Below are 18,407 nucleotides of genomic sequence, written 5' to 3' on the forward strand. Positions count from 1 at the left end.
TCATCCGGATGGCCCAGCCGTCACTCGATGGAATGGCTTTGGGCAAAGGTGAAGACGGTTCAGGGCTTCCCGGGTTTCACTCCCCGGCCGCAGGTGCGGCGGCCTTGCGGGCGATGTCCGTGCGGTGCTGCGAGCCCGCCAGCCGGATGCGGCCGACCGCCGCGTACGCCCGCTCCCGGGCCTCGGCGAGGTCCTTCCCGGTCGCGGTGACGGACAGCACGCGGCCACCGGCGCTCACGACGGCGTCGCCGTCCCGCCGGGTCCCGGCGTGCAGCACGTACGCGTGCGGCGCGTCCTGCGCCGCGACCTCGTCCAGGCCCTCGATCACGTCGCCCGTGCGCGGCGTACCGGGGTAGTGGTGGGCGGCGACGACCACGGTGACGGCGGCCTCGTCGCGCCAGTTCAGCGGCGGCTCGGCGTCCAGGGTGCCCTTGGCGGCGTTCAGCAGGACGCCCGCGAGCGGGGTCCGCAGGCGGGCGAGCACGACCTGCGTCTCCGGGTCGCCGAAGCGGGCGTTGAACTCGATGACCCGCACGCCGCGCGAGGTGATCGCGAGGCCCGCGTACAGCAGACCGGAGAACGGCGTACCGCGGCGGCGCAGTTCGTCGACGGTGGGCTGCAGGACGGTCGCCATGACCTCGTCCACCAGCTTGGGGTCGGCCCACGGCAGCGGCGAGTACGCGCCCATGCCGCCGGTGTTCGGGCCCTCGTCGCCGTCCAGGGCGCGCTTGAAGTCCTGGGCGGGGGTGAGCGGCAGGACGGTGGTGCCGTCGGTGATCGCGAAGAGGGAGACCTCGGGGCCGTCCAGGTACTCCTCGATGACCACGCGGTCGCAGGAACGCGCGTGCGCGCGGGCCTGCTCGATGTCCTCGGTGACGACGACGCCCTTGCCCGCAGCCAGGCCGTCGTCCTTGACGACGTAGGGAGCGCCGAAGGCGTCGAGCGCCGTGTCGATCTCCTCGGGCGTGGTGCAGACGTACGAGCGGGCCGTGGGCACACCGGCGGCGGCCATCACGTCCTTGGCGAACGCCTTGGAGCCCTCCAGCTGTGCGGCCTCCCGGGAGGGGCCGAAGCAGGGGATGCCGGCCGCCCGTACGGCGTCGGCGACACCGGCGACGAGCGGCGCCTCCGGGCCGACGACGACCAGGCCGGCCTCCAGCTCGGCGGCCAGCCGGGCCACGGCCGCGCCGTCGAGGGCGTCGACCTGGTGGAGCTCGGCGACCTCCGCGATTCCGGCGTTGCCGGGCGCGCAGTGCAGAGCGGTGACGTCGGGATCGAGCGAGAGGGAGCGGCACAGGGCGTGTTCGCGGGCGCCGCCGCCGATGACGAGGACCTTCACGCCAGCCAGGGTAGCCCGCGGGGAGGGGTGCCCCTTGTGCGGGATGCCGAGGACGCCCCTCCTACTCGTTCGTATATTCCTCCACCACGGTCGCCCCGAGCTCGCGGACGATCAGGTCGTGGCCGGAGAGCGCCGAGTCGACGAGGTCGGGGTCGTCGTCCTCCGGCATGTCGTCCTCGGGCGCCACGGGCTGCGGTGCGGCGGGGGCGGCCCGCCGCGCCTCGGCCGGTGCGCCCGGCCCCTGGCCCGACGGCGGTACGCCCCCGGGTCCCGGGCCGGCCGGGGCCTGCGGGGCCTGCTGTGCGGGGCGGGGTGCGGCCTGCGGCGCGGGCGCGGGCTGCTGGGGCGGGCGGCCGCCCCAGCCGCCGCCGGACGGCGGCGGGGGCGCGGAGCCGCCCGAGGGGTCGATGATCGCCTCGATCTTCCAGTTCACGTTGAACTGCTCGGCGAGTGCCTGCTTGAGCACCTCCTCGCTGCCGCTGCTCGCGAAGTTGTCGCGCGCTCCGGCGTTGAGGAAGCCGAGCTGGAGGGTGGCGCCGTCGAACCCGGCCACCTGCGCGTTCTGGCTCAGCAGGATCCAGGTGAAGCGGCGGCGGTTCTTGACCGCCTCCAGGATGTCGGGCCACATGTTCCGCACCTGGCCCGCGCCCTGGGCCATGCCGGGTGCGGGCGCGGTCGCCTGGGGAGCGGCCGCCGGCGGGGACGGGGGCGCCGGGGCCGGCGCCGCTGCCGCACCGGACCCGGGTGCGGGACCGGACCCGGGGGTCTGGGCGGTGGGCCAGCCGCCGGGGCGGCGGGTCTCGCCCTGGGAACCGGGCGCGGACGCGGTGGGCCACGCGCCGGGCCGGCTGCCGCCCTCCGGGGAGCCGGGCGCCGCGGCGGTGGGCCACGCCCCCGGGCGGGCCTCGGCCGCAGCGGCGGGCGCGGGTGCGGAGGGGGGCGCGGCGGACGGGGTGGCCGTGGCGGGCGGCGGCGCCGCGGCGGGCGCGGGCGGCTGCGCAGGTGAGGCGGCCGGGGCGGCGGGGACGGCGGCCGGTTCCTCGGCGCCCGTGCCCCGTACCGCCGCGCGGGCGGCGGCGGGTCCGCCTCCCGGGGGCACCGGCGCGGCGTGCGCCGCGGGCGGCATCTGCGCGTGGGCCTCGGGACCGGGCACGTACCCCATGGCGGGTCCCGGGCCGGTCGCCTGGAAGGAGGCGCCCTGCACGACCGAGCCCCGCTCCAGCCGGTCGAGGCGCGCCATCATCGAGCGCTCGTCGGCGAACGCGGCCGGCAGCAGCACGCGCGCGCAGATCAGCTCCAGCTGGAGCCGCGGCGACGTCGCCCCGCGCATCTCGGTCAGGCCGGTGTTCACGATGTCCGCGGCGCGGCTGAGCTCGGCGGCCCCGAACACGGACGCCTGCGCCTGCATGCGCTCGACGACGTCGGCGGGCCCTTCGATGAGCCCCTTCTCGGCGGCGTCCGGAACGGCGGCCAGGATCACCAGGTCGCGCAGCCGCTCCAGGAGGTCGGCGACGAAGCGCCGTGGATCGTTGCCGCCCTCGACGACCCGGTCCACGACCTCGAACGCCGCCGCGCCGTCGCCGGAGGCGAAGGCGTCCACGACCGCGTCCAGCAGCGAGCCGTCCGTGTACCCGAGGAGGGCGGTGGCCATGGCGTATGTCACACCCTCCTCGGTCGCGCCGGCGAGGAGCTGGTCCATGACGGACATCGAGTCACGCACCGACCCGGCGCCCGCGCGCACGACGAGCGGCAGCACCCCGTCCTCGACGGGGATCTTCTCCCGCTCGCACACCTCGGCCAGGTAGTCCCGCAGGGTCCCGGGCGGCACCAGCCGGAACGGGTAGTGGTGCGTCCGCGAGCGGATCGTCCCGATGACCTTCTCGGGCTCGGTCGTCGCGAAGATGAACTTGAGGTGCTCCGGCGGCTCCTCGACCACCTTCAGCAGGGCGTTGAAGCCCGCCGAGGTGACCATGTGCGCCTCGTCGATGATGTAGATCTTGTACCGGCTGCTCGCGGGGCCGAAGAACGCCTTTTCGCGCAGGTCACGGGCGTCGTCCACACCTCCGTGCGAGGCGGCGTCGATCTCGATGACGTCGATCGACCCCGGCCCGTTCCGCGCGAGGTCCCGGCAGGACTGGCACTCCCCGCAGGGCGTGGGCGTGGGGCCCTGCTCGCAGTTCAGGCAGCGGGCGAGGATGCGCGCACTGGTCGTCTTCCCGCAGCCGCGCGGCCCGCTGAACAGGTACGCGTGGTTGACCCGGTTGTTCCGCAGGGCCTGCTGCAGCGGGTCGGTGACATGCTCCTGCCCGATGACCTCGGCGAAGGACTCGGGGCGATAGCGGCGGTACAGCGCAAGGGACGACACCCTTACGACGATATCGGGCCCCGCCGACAACCGGCCCGGCCCGCGGAGGCCGCCCGGCCCGGGAACGCAAGCGCCCCTCACGCACCCGCCAGAGCCGACCTACCCTTGCTGCCTTCCGGCCCTGGGGGAGTTCAGTCAGATAGCGCCACGTGAGGGGCTTCAGACAGACTACCCGATTTCACGGGCCGGCGGTCCACCCCGGGAGGGCCCCCGGAAGAGGGTTCGCGAGCACTCCTCAACGTCTTGTATTGTTTGCGGCGGAGGATTCGCCTAGAGGCCTAGGGCGCACGCTTGGAAAGCGTGTTGGGGGCAACCCCTCACGAGTTCGAATCTCGTATCCTCCGCCAGTGCCTCACCGGGCACGATGTCGAAGGGCCCCACCGTTCGCGGTGGGGCCCTTCGACGTGTCTCAGGCCTCGAGTCCGCACCCTCAGCCACCTCGCACTCGGCCCGACCTGCCTCGAAGCCTGCTGTCACCTGCGTGACGCCGAACGCATCTCCACGCTGTCCCGCATCCACGGCGCCATGCCTGTGCAGGTCAGGCCGCACGCACAAGGTCGGCGCCGAAGCCCGGGGATCAAGCGAACGGAGTCCTCCACACGGCGCAGCCCGCCCGGAGCAAGCAGCCCCGGCTTCCGCCGCAACCGCGACTCCGCCACCGTGTGAAGGTCCGCGCAGTTCACGTACGACTCGTCGCACTTCGTCAGTCCCGCATCGGGCCCGATCGGCGGCCCGGTCTCAGTTCTGGTCTCATCCACCTTCGCCCAGCCCCCGTCCGGACGGGATCGGCCCCGAACGCTCCATCGCAGGTCAGGATGCCTACGTCCTCCGCCGGGCCCCCGTACGAACACTCGGAAGGCGGGTTGGGGGCAACCCCTCACGAACTCGATCTCGTATCCTCCGCCGGCCCAGAGGGCCGGACCGCAGCAGCGGCCCGGACCGGATGCGCCCGCACGCAGCGGCGGGGGGCCGGGAGGTCCCGGCCCCCCGCCGGGGGTCAGCTTGTCGCGGCGGCGCCGGGCCGCTCGCGGGCGGCGGCGGCTCAGCCGTTCGCGTCGGCCTTGCGGCGGCGTACGACGATCATCGCGCCGGCGCCCAGCGCCACCGCCACACCGCCCGCGAGGGCGATCTGCGGCACGGCGGAGGAGGAACCGGTGTTCGCGAGGGTGCCCGTCGCGGTCACCGTCCGGCCGGCCGTGCCCTGCGGGACCGTACCCGGCGTGTGGGGCGTGGTGCCGCTCGGCTTGGCGTCCTCGACCTTGCCCGGCTTCGTGCCCGCGGCCGCGATCCGGAACGTGTACTCCTGGAGCTCCGGGCTGCCGCCGCAGGTGCCGTCCTCGTTGAGGTAGTCACCCGCGACGAAGGCCACGCCCGCGCCGGCCGGGGCCTTGGCGTCGACCGAGAGGCGGAGCTTCACGTCCGCGTGGGCGCCCGGCTTCAGCGCGCCGAGGGAGTCGATGTACTCGACCTCGTCGAGGCCCTGCCACGCCGGGGAGGCGGCCGTGGACCACTGGACCTTCAGCAGGTCGTCGAGCGGGTTGTCGCCCGACTTGTCCACCGCGTGGACCGCGACGAACGGGTAGACGTCGTCCAGGGTCTTGCCGGTGCCGTTGGACACGCGCAGCGAGAAGCTCACCGTCGTGCCGGCGACGACCTCGGACGGCAGGCCCTTCACCACGGAGGTCAGCCGCGGCTCGTCGACGCAGTCCTCCCAGGGGTCCTCGTCGTCCTCGTCGCCGTCCTCGTCCCCGTCGCCCTCCTCCGCCTTCGCGTCCGCGAGGGCCTTGTCGGCGGCCTGCTTGGCCTTCAGGGCGTCGGCGGTGGCCAGCCTCGCCTGCTCGTACTTCCGGGCGGCGGCGATCCGGGCGTCGTCGGCGGCCGTGGCGGCGGCCGCGGCCTTCGCGTCGGCGTCGGCCTGGGCGGCCTTCGCGGTCCCGAGCGCCGCCTTCGCGTCGTCCACGGCCTTCTGCGCGGCGGCCTTCTGCTCCTCCGTGGCATCGGCCGGCAGGGCCGCCAGCTTCGCCTCGGCGTCGGTGAGCGCCTGCTCGGCCGCGGTCGTCGCGGCGGCGGCGTCGGCGGCGGCCTTCTTCGCGGCCCTGGAGGCCACGGCGTGCGGCGCCTCGTCGGAGAACGCCGCGTCCATGGCGGTGTAGGCGGCCTTCTCGGCGGCGACGGCGTCGTCGTACGCCTTCTGCGCCGCGGCGGCGGCCTTCTCCAGTTCCTCGATCGAAGCCTTCGGCGCCTTCGAGGCCGCGGAGACATCGCTCTGCGACGCCGCCGGCCTGGCGTCGGCGTACGCGGGGGTGACGGACAGCATCACGGCGGGCGTCGTCACGGCAGCGGCGACCGCCGTTGCGAGAGTGCGGCGAATCTTCACAAGAGCCCTTTTCTGGGTCCGAAAGAATGGGAGCCGTCGCGGCGGGGTGGAGCTCACGCAGCGCGACCGGCGGTCGTGATCGTATGACCGTGGTAAAGGCACGGGAAAGCGCTATTGCCCCGGCGGCCCGGGCGGCGCGGAGCCCCGGGAGCCGACATAGAAGGGCATCGGTCGCAGTTGCCCACAGTTTCCGTGTTTTCTCTGTGACTCATGTCATAGAGATGGGTCACAGTGGCGGGAGGGGGTGTCACCGCATCCGAGGAGCGACGTCATGAAGTACCTGGTCATGGTGCAGGGCACACAGGCCGACTACGACGCGATGATCGGCAGGCCGTCCGCCGGCAGCCCCGCCTGGACCGAGGACGACGTGCAGGCGATGTACGCGTTCATGCAGCGGGTCAACGACGACCTCACCACCTCCGGCGAGATGGTGGACGGCCAGGGCCTCGCCGCACCGGCCAGGACCCGGTTCGTCACCGCCGGAGACGACGGCCGGCCGGTGATCACCGACAACCCGTACGGCGAGACCGACGTGCTGCTCGCCGGCTACTGGGTGCTCGACTGCGGCAGCCTGGACCGGGTCACCGCGATCGCCGCCCGCATCGCGCAGTGCCCCGTGCCCGCCGGCTCGCCGGACTACCCGGTCGTCATCCGGCCCATCATGGACGGCGCCGAGGACATGTGACCCGTACGCCCCGGAGGGCACCGCGCGCGGGCGGGCCTCAGTGCGCCGCGTCCAGCCGGGACCGCTGGTCCGGCGTCAGCTCCAGGTCGGTGGCCGCCAGGCTCTCGTCCAGCTGCGCCACCGACGACGCCCCGACGAGCGGGATCGACGGCACTCCGGCGCCGATCATCCAGGCCAGCACCACCTGGTTGACCGTCGCCCCGGTCTCGGCGGCCACCGCGCGCAGCGCCGCCAGCCGCGCCGGCGTGCCCGCGTGCTCCAGGGACGGGTCCCGCCGCCTGTCCTCCCGTACGTATCCGCCGGACAGCAGCGGGCTGTAGGCGACCAGCGCCAGGTCCGGCTCGGCGCGCAGGTAGGCGAGCAGCTGAGCGTCCGTCACACCGACGTCGCCGTCGGGCGACCACCGCCCCGGTACGTCGGTGCGGCGGCGCAGGTAGGTGTGGTGGTACTGCAGCACCTCATAGCCGGGCAGCCCGGCCGCCGCGGCCAGCGCACGGGCCCGCTCCACCTTCCACACCCAGTGGTTGGAGGCGCCCAGGAGCCCGACGGCGCCGTCGGCGACGAGGCCCGCGAAGGCCTCGACCGTCTCCTGGAGCGGAACCGCGGGGTCGTCGATGTGCGCGTACAGCAGGTCGAGCTTCTCCGTGCCGAGCCGTTCCCGGCTGCGCTCGGCGGCCTCCCGGACCGCCGTGGCGGACAGGCCGTCCCGGGGGGCGTCGAAGCCGCCGCCGGGGGCGGCCGGGCGGCCGCCGAGCTTGGTGGCGATGGTGATCTCGTCGCCGACGCCCCGGCTGCGCCGCCAGCGCCCGAGCACGGTCTCGCTCTCGCCGCCCTGGGTGCCGTGGACCCAGAACGCGTAGTTGTCGGACGTGTCGATGAAGGTGCCGCCCGCCTCGACGTACCGGTCGAGGAGGGCGACCGCCGTCGCCTCGTCCGTCGTCGTGCCGAAGAGCATCGCGCCCAGGCCGAGGACGCTCACCTCGCGGCGGGTGGCGGGATCGGTGCCGATGGTGCGGTAGCGCATGCGGAGTCGTCCCCCTCGTACGGCCCGCCGGTCGCGGGCGGCACAGGGGAGTCTCGTTCCTGGAGCGCTCTCCAAGTCAAGCCCTCCGGGCGCGGGTTCAGTGCGCGTGCGGGCCGGACAGGTGCGGCTTCGCCCGCGGTACGAGGACGAGGGCCACGGCCGCGCCGGCCGCGCCCGCGACCGCGCAGACGGTGAACGCGGTGGAGAAGCCCCCGGCCGTGCCGCGCTCGATGCCCGCCGCGGCGACGGTCGACACGACCGCGACACCCACCGAACCGCCCACCTCGTGGAAGGTGTTGACGACCCCCGACGCCAGGCCGGCTTCCTCGTGCCCGACCAGGGCCAGGGCCGTGGCCGTGGCCGTGACGAAGACCGCGCCGATGCCGAGCGACGCGACGGCCAGCCCGGGCAGCAGCACCGCGTACACGCTCGGCCCGTCCGCGAGCCGCGTCAGCGGTACGCAGCCGGCGGCGGCGACCAGCAGCCCTCCGGTGGCCGTGGGCCGGCTCCCGAGCCGTCCGACGAGCCGCGAGCCGAGGTGCGCGCCGAGCCCGGTCGCGACGGCGACCGGCAGGAAGACGAGCCCCGTGCGCAGCGGGCCGAACCCCCGTACGTGCTGGAGGTAGACCGAGCCGAGGAAGAAGAAGCCGATCAGCAGCGCGGTCGCGAGGAGCATCAGGAACGCGCCCGCGACCACCGGGCGCCGCGCGAACATGCGCAGGTCCATCAGCGGCGCGCGGCCGGTCCGCTCGACCACGGCGAACGCCGCGTACAGCACGAGCGCGCCGAGCAGCGGCCCCAGCGTGGCGGCCGCGCCCCAGCCGGACTCGCCCGCCTCGACCAGGCCGTAGATCAGCGCGCCGGTGCCCGCGGTGACGAGCAGGGCGCCCGGGATGTCCAGCCGTGCGATCCGGCCGGCGGGCTTCACCGCGGACGGTCCGCTGTCCGTTCCGCCGGATGACCGGACGGACGGCCCGCCGGACGGCGCGGTGCGCCGAGGCTGACGGGGCGAACGGGGCGGAGGGGGTGGTAGGACGGCGGGCAGGGCGAGGAGCAGGGCGAGGCCGACCGGCACGTTGACGTGGAAGACCCACGGCCAGCCGGGGCCCTCGGTCAGGGCACCGCCGAGCAGCACCCCGGCGGCCGCGCCGGAGCCACCGATCGCGGCCCACACGCCGAGGGCCCGGTTGCGCTCGGCGCCGTGGAAGCCGGTGGTCACGAGCGACAGGGCGGCCGGGGAGAGGAGCGCCGCGCCGACGCCCTGGGCGATGCGGCCGCCGAGCAGTGCCGCCGCGCTGCCGGCGAGGCCCGTGACCAGGGACGCGGCGGTGAACAGTGCGAGTCCGGCGAGGAGGGTCCGGCGGGCGCCGAGCGCGTCGGCGAACCGCCCGCCGAGGAGCATGAGGCCGCCGAAGCACAGCGTGTACGCGGTGACCACCCAGGTCAGGGTGGTGCGGTCCAGGCGCAGGTCGGCGGCGATGTCGGGGAGCGCGACGTTCACGACGGTGACGTCGAGGATCAGCATGAACTGGGCCGTGCAGATCAGCGCGAGGGCGGTCCAGCGGCGCGGGTGGGGCGGGGGCGGCGGAGGGCCCCCGGTCCGCTGCGGGTCCGCGTGCCCTCCGGGGCCGTACGCGTGTCCGTGCTCGGGTCCGGTCCGTGCCGGGTGAGGTCCATGCGGTGGCGACAGGTGCGGCCGGTGCGAGGGACCGGTGGAGGAAGGCGTCATGAATTGAACTGTACGGTACAGTTCAATTGAACTCAATCGTTCAGTTCCGGTGCTAGCCTCGGCGCATGCCCGAGGACAAGCAGCCCCCCGCCGGCCCCCGCGCGGCCCGCAAGCGGAAGGCCATCGTCGACGCGGCGCGCGCGTTGTTCCTCCGCGAGGGCTTCGGCGTCGGCATGGACGCCATCGCCGCCGAGGCGGGCGTCTCCAAGGTGACCGTCTACAACCACTTCGGCAGCAAGGAAGCGCTGTTCACGGCCGTCATCACGGGCGCGCTCGACGAGACCCTCGACGACGACTCCTCCGCCGCCCTGGCACGCCTCGCCGACGCCGAGGACGCCGACGACCTGCGCGCCGCCTTCGTGGCCGCCGCCCGCGCCTGGGTGCACGCGGTACGGGCCGACCAGGACGTCGCCGCCCTGCGCACGCTCGTCGCGACCGAGATCCACCGCTTCCCCCAGCTCGGTGAGGCATGGCGCGGCCACGGCCCCGCGGGCCACCACCCCGCGGTGGCGGACGCGCTGCGCGCGCTGGCCGAGCGGGGCATGCTCACCGTGCCGGACCTGGAGGCCGCGGTCGTCCAGCTGTACGCGCTGCTGGTCTTCCCGCACATGGTCTTCGGGCAGTACGGGGCGGACCTCGACGAGGACCTGACGGACCGGCTGATCACGGGCGGCGTCGACATGTTCCTCACGTACTACCGCGCCTGACCGGGCGGCGGGCGGGGCACGCGCCCGGGCGCCTGCCCGCACCCCGGCCGGGCGGCGGGCCGGGCACTGGAGCGGGCGGCGGGCCGGGCCCGCGGGCCGGCCGGGGCGCCGCCGGGAGCCGCAGGCGCGGCGCGGGGGCGCTCGCCCGGAAGCCGGACCCCGCGTGCGGGCGACACGCGGGGGCGCGATCATCGGGCCATGACGACCACGATCCGCCTCGCCCAGCAGCCGGAGGCCGACGCACTGCTGGCCCGCAGCCCTCTCGCCGCCCTCGTCGGGATGCTGCTCGACCAGCAGGTGCCGATGGAGTGGGCGTTCACCGGTCCGTACACGATCGCCCGGCGCCTGGGCGGCGACGACCTCGACGCGCACGAGATCGCCGCCTACGACCCGGAGGAGTTCGTCGCCCTGCTGACCGCCAAGCCGGCGGTGCACCGCTACCCCGGCTCGATGGCCAAGCGGGTGCAGCAGCTGTGCCAGTACCTGGTCGAGGAGTACGGGGGCGACGCAAGCGCCGTGTGGACGGACGCCGCCACCGGCAAGGAGCTGCTCGACCGGCTCCTCGCGCTGCCCGGGTTCGGCAAGCAGAAGGCGCAGATCTTCCTGGCGCTGCTGGGCAAGCAGTACGGCGTGCGGCCCGAGGGGTGGCGGGAAGCCGCCGGCCCGTACGGCGAGGCCGGGTCGTACCGCTCGGCGGCCGACATCACCGGGCCGGAGTCGCTCGCCAAGGTCCGCTCGTACAAGCAGGAGGCCAAGCGCGCGGCCAAGGCGGCCGCACCGGCGAAGGCAGCCGGAGCGACGAAGCGGGCCAAATCCGGTAAGGCATCGAAAAGTTCACCCACGGAGTGACAGGTTCCGCGATGAATCGTACGGAATATCGCGTGAGTTGCGGCACATCTGTTCACAGACGGTGGGGAGATCGCTAGCTTCCCTTCAACCCTGTTCGCACCGGGAAGGACCTCTGTGACCGCATCCCCTCGCAGAGCCGTGGCCACCCTGGCCGCAGCCGCACTCGCGACCCCGCTCCTGCTGGCTTCCGCATCCCCCGCTTCGGCCGGCCGCCTGACGCCCGACGCGGGCGCCGGCGCCGCCAAGGACGCCGCCAAGCTGTCCAAGAAGCTGGTCCGCGAGGCGTCCGCCAAGGACGCCTACAAGCACCTGCAGAAGTTCCAGCAGATAGCCGACTCGGCCGGCGGTCACCGCGCGGCCGGCTCGCTCGGGCACGACGCCTCCGCGGCGTACGTGTACCAGCAGCTCAAGAAGGCCGGTTACCAGGTCGAGTACCAGAAGTTCGACTTCGTCTACACGGAGACCCAGGCCGAGAAGCTCGCGGTCGTCTCCCCCGCGCCCCGCACCGTCGAGATCAAGGCGATGACGTACACCGCCTCGACCCCGGTCGGCGGCGTCAAGGCACAGCTGGCCGCCGTGCCGGCCCCGGCCGAGGACACGACGCCCGGCTGCGAGCCCACGGACTTCGCGACCGGCGCCTTCACCGGCAAGATCGCCCTGATCAAGCGTGGTGGCTGCACCTTCGCCGACAAGCAGGCCCAGGCCGCAGCGGCGGGCGCGATCGGCGCGATCATCTACAACAACACCGACGGCGCCCTGTCCGGCACCCTCGGCGACCCGGCGCTCGGCAAGATCCCGACCGGTGGCGTCAGCAAGGCGGACGGCGAGAAGCTCGCCGCCGACCTGGGCGCCGGCCCGGTCGAGGTGAACTTCGAGGTCCGCCAGCTCCGCGAGACCCGCTCCACCAACAACGTCATCGCGGAGACGCAGCGGGGCAACGCCGCCAACACCGTGATGCTCGGCGCCCACCTCGACTCGGTGACCGCCGGCCCCGGCATCAACGACAACGGCTCCGGCTCCGCCGGACTGCTCGACGTCGCGCTGAAGTTCGCCAAGTCCAAGGAGAAGGACAAGACCGCCAACAAGGTGCGCTTCGCCTGGTGGTCGGCGGAGGAGAACGGCCTGCTCGGCTCCGAGCACTACGTGGACCGGCTCAGCGAGCTGGACCGCAAGGAGATCAAGCTCTACCTGAACTTCGACATGATCGCCTCGCCGAACTACGGGCTGTTCGTCTACGACGGCGACAACTCCGACGGCGTCGGCGCTCCCGCCGGCCCCACCGGCTCGGCCCAGATCGAGCGCGACATCAACACGTTCATGGACAAGCAGGGCCGGCCGCACGAGGGCACCGACTTCACCGGCCGCTCCGACTACGGCCCGTTCATCGCGGTCGGCATCCCCTCCGGCGGCACCTTCACCGGCGCCGAGGGCATCAAGACCGCCGGGCAGGCCGAGAAGTTCGGCGGCACGGCCGGGGTCGCGTACGACGCGTGCTACCACGCCAAGTGCGACGACATCAACAACATCGACATGACGGCGTTCGACGCGAACATCGACGTCATCGCGCACAGCGTCGGCACGTATGCCCACGACCTCAGCTCGCTGCGCAAGCCGGTCGAGTTCGTCCCGACCGAGGGCGACGCGGGCAGCGGCGGCGGTCTGCACGAGGACCACGGCCACGAGGTGACGGAGTAACCGGGAAGCCGGACACCGACACACCGCACAGCACGGAACGCGCGGCACACAGCGCACGGCGGGCACGCCGTGGGAGCCCTGCTCCCGCGGCGTGCCCGCCGCCATGTCCGCTTCCGTACCGATTCTTCCGCCACCCCATCGGCGCCGCGTGGCTGCGCCCGGCGCCGGTCGCCCGGTAGGCTTTCCGTGTGATCTTCAAGCGCATCGGTAACGGGCGGCCGTATCCCGACCACGGCCGGGAAAGCACCCGGGAGTGGGCGGACGTCGCGCCGCGCCCGGTCCGCCTCGATCAGCTCGTGACCACCAAGGGCCAGCTGGATCTGGAGACGCTCCTCGCCGAGGACTCGACGTTCTACGGCGACCTCTTCGCGCACGTCGTGAAGTGGCAGGGTGATCTCTACCTCGAGGACGGACTGCACCGCGCCGTGCGCGCGGCCCTCCAGCAGCGGCAGGTCCTGCACGCCCGCGTGCTCGAACTCGACTGACACCGCCGCCGCACGACCGGGCGTACCGGCACACCCCGCCGTACGCCCCGGCGGACCGGACGCCCCGCGGAGGCGCGGCGCAGCCCCCGGCTCAGCCTTTCGGGGGCATTCCCACCCATCCGGCCCCCTGGATTGATCGTTTAGTAGGCATAGTCACGGGGCCGCATTACGCTGCGCCCATGAGCATGCTCACTCCCCCGGGTATGGGCGGAAAGTACCGCATCACGGGTAACGCCTACCCGCGCATGCGCCGCCCCCGTCGCCGCCGCCGCATCGTGCTCGCGGCGCTCGCCGCAGTGGTCGCCCTCGGCCTGGCCGGCTGGGGGACATTGCAGCTCATCGACGTCTTCGGCGGGGGCGGCAAGGACGGCGGCCACCGCACCACCGCCGCCGGCCCCACCTGCAAGCCGCGCAAAGCCCCCGCGGTCGTCCACGCCCCGCTCCAGCCCGCCCAGATCACGGTGAACGTCTACAACGCGACCCCGCGCGCGGGCCTCGCCAAGTCGACCGCCGACGAGCTGAAGAAGCGGGGCTTCGCCATCGGCAAGGTGGGCAACGCTCCCGTCACGTACGACAAGAAGGTCCCCGGAGCCGCCCTCCTGCTCGGCGCCGCCGACGCCACCAAGGGCGCCTTCCCGGTCCTCGGTACGCAGCTCAAGGGGGCGGTGCTGAAGACGGACACCCGCCAGACGGCGGACGTGGACTTCATCATCGGCACGGCCTTCAAGAGCCTGGCCGCCCCGAAGGACGCGACCGCGGCCCTGACCGCCCTCGCCAAGCCCGCCCCGGCGCCCTCCGGCTGCTAGAGCCGGGGCCTGCCTCCGGACACAGCTCGGGCCCGGGCGTCCGGGAGGTGTGGTGCCTCCGGGACGCCCGGGCCCTGGCCGAACCCGAGCCGGAGCCGGGCGGGGTGCCTCAGCCGCGGCTCATTCGGCGGTGCCGTACATGCGGTCGCCCGCGTCGCCGAGTCCGGGAACGATGTAGCCGTGCTCGTTGAGGCGCTCGTCCACCGAGGCCGTGACGACGGTGACCGGGGTGCCGGCCAGCTCGCGCTCCATCACCTCGACGCCCTCCGGCGCCGCCAGCAGCACGACCGCCGTGACGTCGTCGGCGCCGCGCTTGATCAGCTCCTGGATGGCGGCGACCAGCGTGCCGCCCGTGGCCAGCATCGGGTCCAGCACGTACACCTGGCGGCCGGAGAGGTCCTCCGGCATCCGGGTGGCGTAGGTGGACGCCTCCAGCGTCTCCTCGTTGCGGATCATGCCGAGGAAGCCCACCTCGGCGGTCGGCAGCAGCCGCACCATGCCGTCGAGCATGCCCAGGCCGGCCCGCAGGATCGGCACCACCAGCGGCTTCGGGCTCGACAGCTTCACGCCGGTCGTCCCGGTCACGGGGGTCTCGATGTCGACCTGCTCGGTGCGCACGTCCCGGGTGGCCTCGTACGCGAGCAGGGTGACCAGCTCGTCGGCGAGCCGCCGGAAGGTCGGGGAGTCGGTGCGCTTGTCGCGCAGTGTGGTGAGTTTGTGCGCCACCAGCGGGTGGTCGACGACGTGGATCCGCATGGCCCCCACAGTAGCCCGCACTGGCATCAACCCCCGCCCTGGAGGGAAGGTGGGGAGGTCAGGACGGATTCACCTGGGGGTGGTGGTCGCGATGCCCGACCCGGAACGCCCGAACGCCCGGGATGCCCCGGATGACCCGGACGGCCGGAACCAGCGGCGCGAGCGGTCCGGGCCGGACGCGCCCGAGACGGACGCCGAGCGCCGCAGACGCCGCGCCCAGTTCCTCCGCGAGCTGAACGAGGCCAAGGCCCTGCGCGACCGCGTCCAGCCGCGCCGCGCCAGGGCCGCCAGGATGCGCCAGGCGATGCGGATGCGGACCTTCCGCTGGTGATGCCGGGTGACATGGACGGCGGATCGGGCTCAGACTGGTGCACGACGCAAGAGCGGAACACCTCTCCTGAAGCCCTCGCATCTGCCACGATGCCGAGTGGGCGGGGCATTCAGGAGCATGCCGCCCGATCGTCACACCTCTGATCAGTGGGAGAGTCACGGTGTACTTCGCCGCACTGCTCGCGCGCACCGAAGACGGGTGGGAAGCGAGCGACACAGAGCTCGACGATGTGGAGACCGTGTCGGATCTGACCGAGCTCGCCCGCGAGGCCTCGGTCGACGACGACACAGTGCTCGTCTTCATCGAGCAGGAAGACGCATGGTTCGGCATCGTCCGCGTGGAGGGTGAGGAAGACCCTCGCATCTACATCTCGGACGGCGCGGCCGCCGCCCGCTCCTCGTACGGGGAGATGCTCACCAAGGAACTGCTCGGCGACGACCTGGACGACGACACCGCCGACCTGGACGCGCTGGACCTCGACGGCACCGAGGACGGCGAACCGGCCGAGGACGACGAGGAGGAGGATGCGGAGGTGACGGCCGACGCCGTGCCCGCCGAACCGGTCGGCGACCGGCTGATCCTGGACGACCTGGGCCTGTCGGAGAAGGAGCTGCTCGCTCTGGACACCGACGCGCTCAGCGTGATCGCGGACGCGCTCGGCGCCGCGGAGGTGCTGGAGACCGTCCGCTAGTGCGACCCGTACATCCCTTGTCCACCCCCATCGATCCCGTACCGCCCGTACCCGGTTCCGCGCCCGATCCTGTACGGGATCCATGGCGCGCGCCGATGCGCCGGGCCGTGGAGGAGGCGGAGCGCGCCGCGCGGGCCGGTGATGTGCCGGTCGGCGCGGTCGTGCTGGCGCCGGACGGCACGGAGCTCTCCGCCGGGCACAACGAGCGCGAGGTGACCGGCGATCCGACCGCGCACGCCGAGGTGCTGGCGCTGCGCCGCGCGGCCGAGCGGCTCGGGGAGTGGCGGCTCACGGGCTGCACGCTGGTCGTGACGCTGGAGCCGTGCGTGATGTGCGCCGGCGCGCTCGTGCAGTCGCGGGTGGCGCGGCTGGTGTTCGGGGCGCACGACGAGAAGGCCGGCGCCGTGGGCTCGCTGTGGGACCTCGTACGGGACCGGCGGCTCAACCACCGCCCGGAAGTGGTCCACGGGGTGCTGGCGGAGGAGTGCTCGGCGCAGCTGACACGCTTCTTCCGCGAGCGCTGACCCGGCCCGGGACCGGCCCGGGACGGGCACCGGCGGTGCTTCGTACGGGCTCCGGCGGCGGCACCGGCTATCGATTTCAGCGAAGCGGCACCTTTGGGCTAAGCTCTCTCTCGGTAGCGTGTCCGAGCGGCCGAAGGAGCTCGCCTCGAAAGCGAGTGTGGCGCAAGTCACCGAGGGTTCAAATCCCTCCGCTACCGCTCTTCCGTGAAGGGCCCCGGCACACCGACGCGCCGGGGCCCTTCGTCATGCCCTCGGTTAGACTCACGCGACCGCCCAGGGGATCACAGGGGAAACGGGGAGTCCGGGCCGATGGTGCAAGCGAAGAAGGTCACGCTCTATGTCGTCGTCGTCTTCGTGCTGTACACGATCATCAACTCCCCCGACCGGGCCGCCGACCTCGTGCAGGTAGGGTTCGAGGGCATTTCGAGCGCCGCCCAGGGCGTCGGTGCTTTCATGACCGAGCTGGTCAACTAGGCATTCGAAGCAACGAGGAGTCCGCCGTGATCCGCCACTTGGTCCTCTTCAAGCTCAACGAAGGAGTGCGGCGCGACGAGCCGCGCGTCGTCGAGGCCGTGAAGGCGTTCGAGGAGCTCGGCGGGATCGTCCCGGAGCTGGAGTTCTGGGAGTGCGCCTGGAACATCACCGACCGGCCGATCGCGTACGACTACGCCATCAACTCCGCCGTCGAGGACGCGGACGCGCTCAAGCGGTACATCGAGCACCCGGCCCACCAGGCGGCCGCCGGCCGGTGGCGCGAGTTCGCCACTTGGGTGATCGCCGACTACGAGTTCTGAACCCCGCTTCCGCCCGCAGCCTCCCGAGCCCCGCACCGGCCCTTACCGGTGCGGGGCTCGTCGTTGCATCCCTGCTCGGGACGACAACACGGCGTTATCAGGTGCTTGCACACAGTGGACATGTCTTGTGATGCTATGACCGCTTTTGACGCATCAGTTGACCGTACTTGATCGCGAAGGGGTGGCGTGGACGTGCCGGCCAGTACGACGCCTCAACAGGTGCCGCCCCAGAACGAATCCGAGGGGCGCACCAGGCCACAGGGGCGGGCCGCCGACACCCGGGCGCTCACCCAGGTCCTCTTCGCCCAGCTCAAGGGGTTGCAGCCGGGCACACCGGAGCACAACCGGGTGCGCGGGGCGCTCATCGAGGCGAACCTCCCCCTGGTGCGGTACGCCGCCGCCCGCTTCCGCTCCCGCAACGAGCCGATGGAGGACGTCGTCCAGGTCGGCACGATCGGACTGATCAACGCGATCGACCGGTTCGACCCGGACCGGGGGGTGCAGTTCCCGACCTTCGCCATGCCGACCGTCGTCGGCGAGATCAAGCGGTACTTCCGCGACAACGTGCGGACGGTCCACGTGCCGCGCCGGCTCCACGAGCTGTGGGTGCAGGTGAACGGGGCGACCGAGGACCTGACGACGGCTCACGGGCGCTCCCCCACGACCGCCGAGATCGCCGAGCGGCTGAAGATCTCGGAGGAGGAGGTGCTGTCCTGCATCGAGGCGGGGCGCTCGTACCACGCCACCTCCCTGGAGGCCGCACAGGAGGGCGACGGGCTGCCGGGGCTGCTCGACCGGCTCGGCTACGAGGATCCCGCGCTGGCGGGCGTCGAGCACCGGGACCTCGTACGGCACCTGCTCGTACAACTGCCCGAGCGGGAGCAGCGGATCCTGATGCTCCGCTACTACAGCAATCTGACCCAGTCCCAGATCAGCCAGGAGCTGGGCGTCTCGCAGATGCATGTGTCACGGCTCCTGGCCCGGAGCTTCGCCCGGCTCAGATCCGCAAACAGGATCGAGGCGTAACCGGATCGGGTAGACCCGTTCAGCCTCCTTCGGGCGCACCAAAAGCCGCACACCCTCTGTTTCCTGCACGGATTCCCCCCTTTCTTGTCGACATGTCACTACAGCGTGTTGCCGACATGTGACATTCTGCTGGAACCGCGTTTGCCGCAGTCTCGGCGCCGGTATTTCAGGTGGAGGCTGCGTTCCTCCGATGGTCGCGGCCCACGCGACCGTCCGCGACCTCA

At 72.9% G+C, this 18,407-nt stretch carries 18 protein-coding genes, 2 tRNA genes and 1 other RNA gene; 14 read left to right on the forward strand and 7 right to left on the reverse strand.

Features of this window, described 5'->3' with window-relative positions; genetic code table 11:
* Window positions 1-76: 76 nt before the first annotated feature.
* The 3 genes from purD to ffs all read right to left on the reverse strand — a co-directional run bounded on the left by purD (window position 77) and on the right by ffs (window position 3,866).
* Window positions 77-1,339 carry a phosphoribosylamine--glycine ligase gene (purD, locus tag ACIA79_RS22055; protein ID WP_399430045.1) on the reverse strand — a complete coding sequence of 421 codons (1,263 nt, stop codon included), beginning with the start codon at window positions 1,337-1,339 and terminating at the stop codon, window positions 77-79.
* Between the two features lie 61 nt (window positions 1,340-1,400).
* Entirely contained in the window at window positions 1,401-3,704 is a 2,304-nt protein-coding gene (locus ACIA79_RS22060; protein WP_399430046.1) for a DNA polymerase III subunit gamma and tau, read from the reverse strand.
* Window positions 3,705-3,767: 63 nt separating this feature from the next.
* An RNA gene (gene ffs, locus ACIA79_RS22065) (signal recognition particle sRNA small type) lies at window positions 3,768-3,866 on the reverse strand.
* A gap of 97 nt (window positions 3,867-3,963) precedes the next feature.
* Between ffs and ACIA79_RS22070 the strand changes: the two genes are divergently transcribed.
* Window positions 3,964-4,051, forward strand: a tRNA-Ser gene (locus ACIA79_RS22070).
* 695 nt (window positions 4,052-4,746) lie between these two features.
* On the opposite strand, the gene ACIA79_RS22075 is transcribed toward ACIA79_RS22070, so the two are convergent.
* Window positions 4,747-6,039: an LPXTG cell wall anchor domain-containing protein gene (locus ACIA79_RS22075; RefSeq protein ID WP_399430047.1), complete on the reverse strand. Its 1,293-nt coding sequence runs from the start codon at window positions 6,037-6,039 to the stop codon at window positions 4,747-4,749.
* Between the two features lie 313 nt (window positions 6,040-6,352).
* Here ACIA79_RS22075 and ACIA79_RS22080 point away from each other — a divergent pair, with 313 nt between their 5' ends.
* A complete protein-coding gene (locus tag ACIA79_RS22080; protein WP_399430048.1) occupies window positions 6,353-6,766 on the forward strand; it encodes a YciI family protein in 414 nt (137 codons plus the stop codon).
* Window positions 6,767-6,803: 37 nt separating this feature from the next.
* On the opposite strand, the gene ACIA79_RS22085 is transcribed toward ACIA79_RS22080, so the two are convergent.
* Together ACIA79_RS22085 and ACIA79_RS22090 are read right to left on the reverse strand one after the other, a co-directional pair.
* On the reverse strand, window positions 6,804-7,790 hold the full coding sequence (locus ACIA79_RS22085) for an aldo/keto reductase (RefSeq protein ID WP_399430049.1): 987 nt from the start codon (window positions 7,788-7,790) through the stop codon (window positions 6,804-6,806).
* Window positions 7,791-7,887: 97 nt separating this feature from the next.
* Entirely contained in the window at window positions 7,888-9,315 is a 1,428-nt protein-coding gene (locus tag ACIA79_RS22090) for an MFS transporter (protein ID WP_399430121.1), read from the reverse strand.
* Between the two features lie 269 nt (window positions 9,316-9,584).
* Here ACIA79_RS22090 and ACIA79_RS22095 point away from each other — a divergent pair, with 269 nt between their 5' ends.
* The 5 genes from ACIA79_RS22095 (at window position 9,585) to ACIA79_RS22115 (ending at window position 14,061) form a co-directional block, all read left to right on the forward strand.
* The gene (locus ACIA79_RS22095; protein ID WP_399430050.1) at window positions 9,585-10,226 is read left to right on the forward strand and encodes a TetR/AcrR family transcriptional regulator; all 642 of its coding nucleotides are present in this window, start codon (window positions 9,585-9,587) and stop codon (window positions 10,224-10,226) included.
* Between the two features lie 198 nt (window positions 10,227-10,424).
* A complete protein-coding gene (locus ACIA79_RS22100; protein WP_399430051.1) occupies window positions 10,425-11,075 on the forward strand; it encodes an HhH-GPD-type base excision DNA repair protein in 651 nt (216 codons plus the stop codon).
* A gap of 138 nt (window positions 11,076-11,213) precedes the next feature.
* Window positions 11,214-12,770: a M28 family metallopeptidase gene (locus ACIA79_RS22105; protein WP_399430122.1), complete on the forward strand. Its 1,557-nt coding sequence runs from the start codon at window positions 11,214-11,216 to the stop codon at window positions 12,768-12,770.
* Window positions 12,771-12,958: 188 nt separating this feature from the next.
* Window positions 12,959-13,255, forward strand: coding sequence for a type II toxin-antitoxin system VapB family antitoxin (locus ACIA79_RS22110; RefSeq protein WP_031071687.1), 297 nt, complete (start codon window positions 12,959-12,961; stop codon window positions 13,253-13,255).
* A 179-nt stretch (window positions 13,256-13,434) separates the two neighbouring features.
* Window positions 13,435-14,061 (forward strand): LytR C-terminal domain-containing protein, encoded by a 627-nt coding sequence (locus tag ACIA79_RS22115; RefSeq protein ID WP_399430052.1) that lies wholly within the window; start codon window positions 13,435-13,437, stop codon window positions 14,059-14,061.
* Between the two features lie 120 nt (window positions 14,062-14,181).
* Here the strand turns inward: ACIA79_RS22115 and upp are convergent, their stop codons facing one another.
* Window positions 14,182-14,817 carry a uracil phosphoribosyltransferase gene (gene upp, locus ACIA79_RS22120; RefSeq protein WP_399430053.1) on the reverse strand — a complete coding sequence of 212 codons (636 nt, stop codon included), beginning with the start codon at window positions 14,815-14,817 and terminating at the stop codon, window positions 14,182-14,184.
* A 91-nt stretch (window positions 14,818-14,908) separates the two neighbouring features.
* Between upp and ACIA79_RS22125 the strand changes: the two genes are divergently transcribed.
* The 7 genes from ACIA79_RS22125 (at window position 14,909) to ACIA79_RS22155 (ending at window position 18,183) form a co-directional block, all read left to right on the forward strand.
* Entirely contained in the window at window positions 14,909-15,148 is a 240-nt protein-coding gene (locus ACIA79_RS22125) for a hypothetical protein (RefSeq protein WP_399430054.1), read from the forward strand.
* Between the two features lie 160 nt (window positions 15,149-15,308).
* On the forward strand, window positions 15,309-15,839 hold the full coding sequence (locus ACIA79_RS22130; RefSeq protein ID WP_399430055.1) for a hypothetical protein: 531 nt from the start codon (window positions 15,309-15,311) through the stop codon (window positions 15,837-15,839).
* A gap of 95 nt (window positions 15,840-15,934) precedes the next feature.
* Window positions 15,935-16,363, forward strand: coding sequence for a tRNA adenosine(34) deaminase TadA (tadA, locus tag ACIA79_RS22135; RefSeq protein WP_399430056.1), 429 nt, complete (start codon window positions 15,935-15,937; stop codon window positions 16,361-16,363).
* Between the two features lie 112 nt (window positions 16,364-16,475).
* Window positions 16,476-16,560, forward strand: a tRNA-Ser gene (locus tag ACIA79_RS22140).
* Window positions 16,561-16,672: 112 nt separating this feature from the next.
* Window positions 16,673-16,837 (forward strand): hypothetical protein, encoded by a 165-nt coding sequence (locus tag ACIA79_RS22145; RefSeq protein WP_199819726.1) that lies wholly within the window; start codon window positions 16,673-16,675, stop codon window positions 16,835-16,837.
* Window positions 16,838-16,863: 26 nt separating this feature from the next.
* Window positions 16,864-17,157 (forward strand): Dabb family protein, encoded by a 294-nt coding sequence (locus tag ACIA79_RS22150; protein WP_399430057.1) that lies wholly within the window; start codon window positions 16,864-16,866, stop codon window positions 17,155-17,157.
* A gap of 186 nt (window positions 17,158-17,343) precedes the next feature.
* Window positions 17,344-18,183: an RNA polymerase sigma factor SigF gene (locus ACIA79_RS22155; protein ID WP_399430058.1), complete on the forward strand. Its 840-nt coding sequence runs from the start codon at window positions 17,344-17,346 to the stop codon at window positions 18,181-18,183.
* The last annotated feature ends 224 nt before the right edge of the window (window positions 18,184-18,407 follow it).

Origin of the sequence: Streptomyces sp. NPDC051310 (assembly GCF_044455245.1) — a bacterium.
Classification (GTDB): domain Bacteria; phylum Actinomycetota; class Actinomycetes; order Streptomycetales; family Streptomycetaceae; genus Streptomyces.

Coding starts and splice junctions, on each gene's coding strand:
- ACIA79_RS22080 (WP_399430048.1), top strand. CDS start 6,353: ATGAAGTACCTGGTCATGGTGCAGGGCACACAGGCCGACTACGACGCG.
- ACIA79_RS22085 (WP_399430049.1), bottom strand. CDS start 7,790: ATGCGCTACCGCACCATCGGCACCGATCCCGCCACCCGCCGCGAGGTG.
- ACIA79_RS22090 (WP_399430121.1), bottom strand. CDS start 9,315: ATGCTGATCCTCGACGTCACCGTCGTGAACGTCGCGCTCCCCGACATC.
- ACIA79_RS22095 (WP_399430050.1), top strand. CDS start 9,585: ATGCCCGAGGACAAGCAGCCCCCCGCCGGCCCCCGCGCGGCCCGCAAG.
- ACIA79_RS22100 (WP_399430051.1), top strand. CDS start 10,425: ATGACGACCACGATCCGCCTCGCCCAGCAGCCGGAGGCCGACGCACTG.
- ACIA79_RS22115 (WP_399430052.1), top strand. CDS start 13,435: ATGAGCATGCTCACTCCCCCGGGTATGGGCGGAAAGTACCGCATCACG.
- upp (WP_399430053.1), bottom strand. CDS start 14,817: ATGCGGATCCACGTCGTCGACCACCCGCTGGTGGCGCACAAACTCACC.
- ACIA79_RS22125 (WP_399430054.1), top strand. CDS start 14,909: ATGCCCGACCCGGAACGCCCGAACGCCCGGGATGCCCCGGATGACCCG.
- tadA (WP_399430056.1), top strand. CDS start 15,935: ATGCGCCGGGCCGTGGAGGAGGCGGAGCGCGCCGCGCGGGCCGGTGAT.
- ACIA79_RS22145 (WP_199819726.1), top strand. CDS start 16,673: ATGGTGCAAGCGAAGAAGGTCACGCTCTATGTCGTCGTCGTCTTCGTG.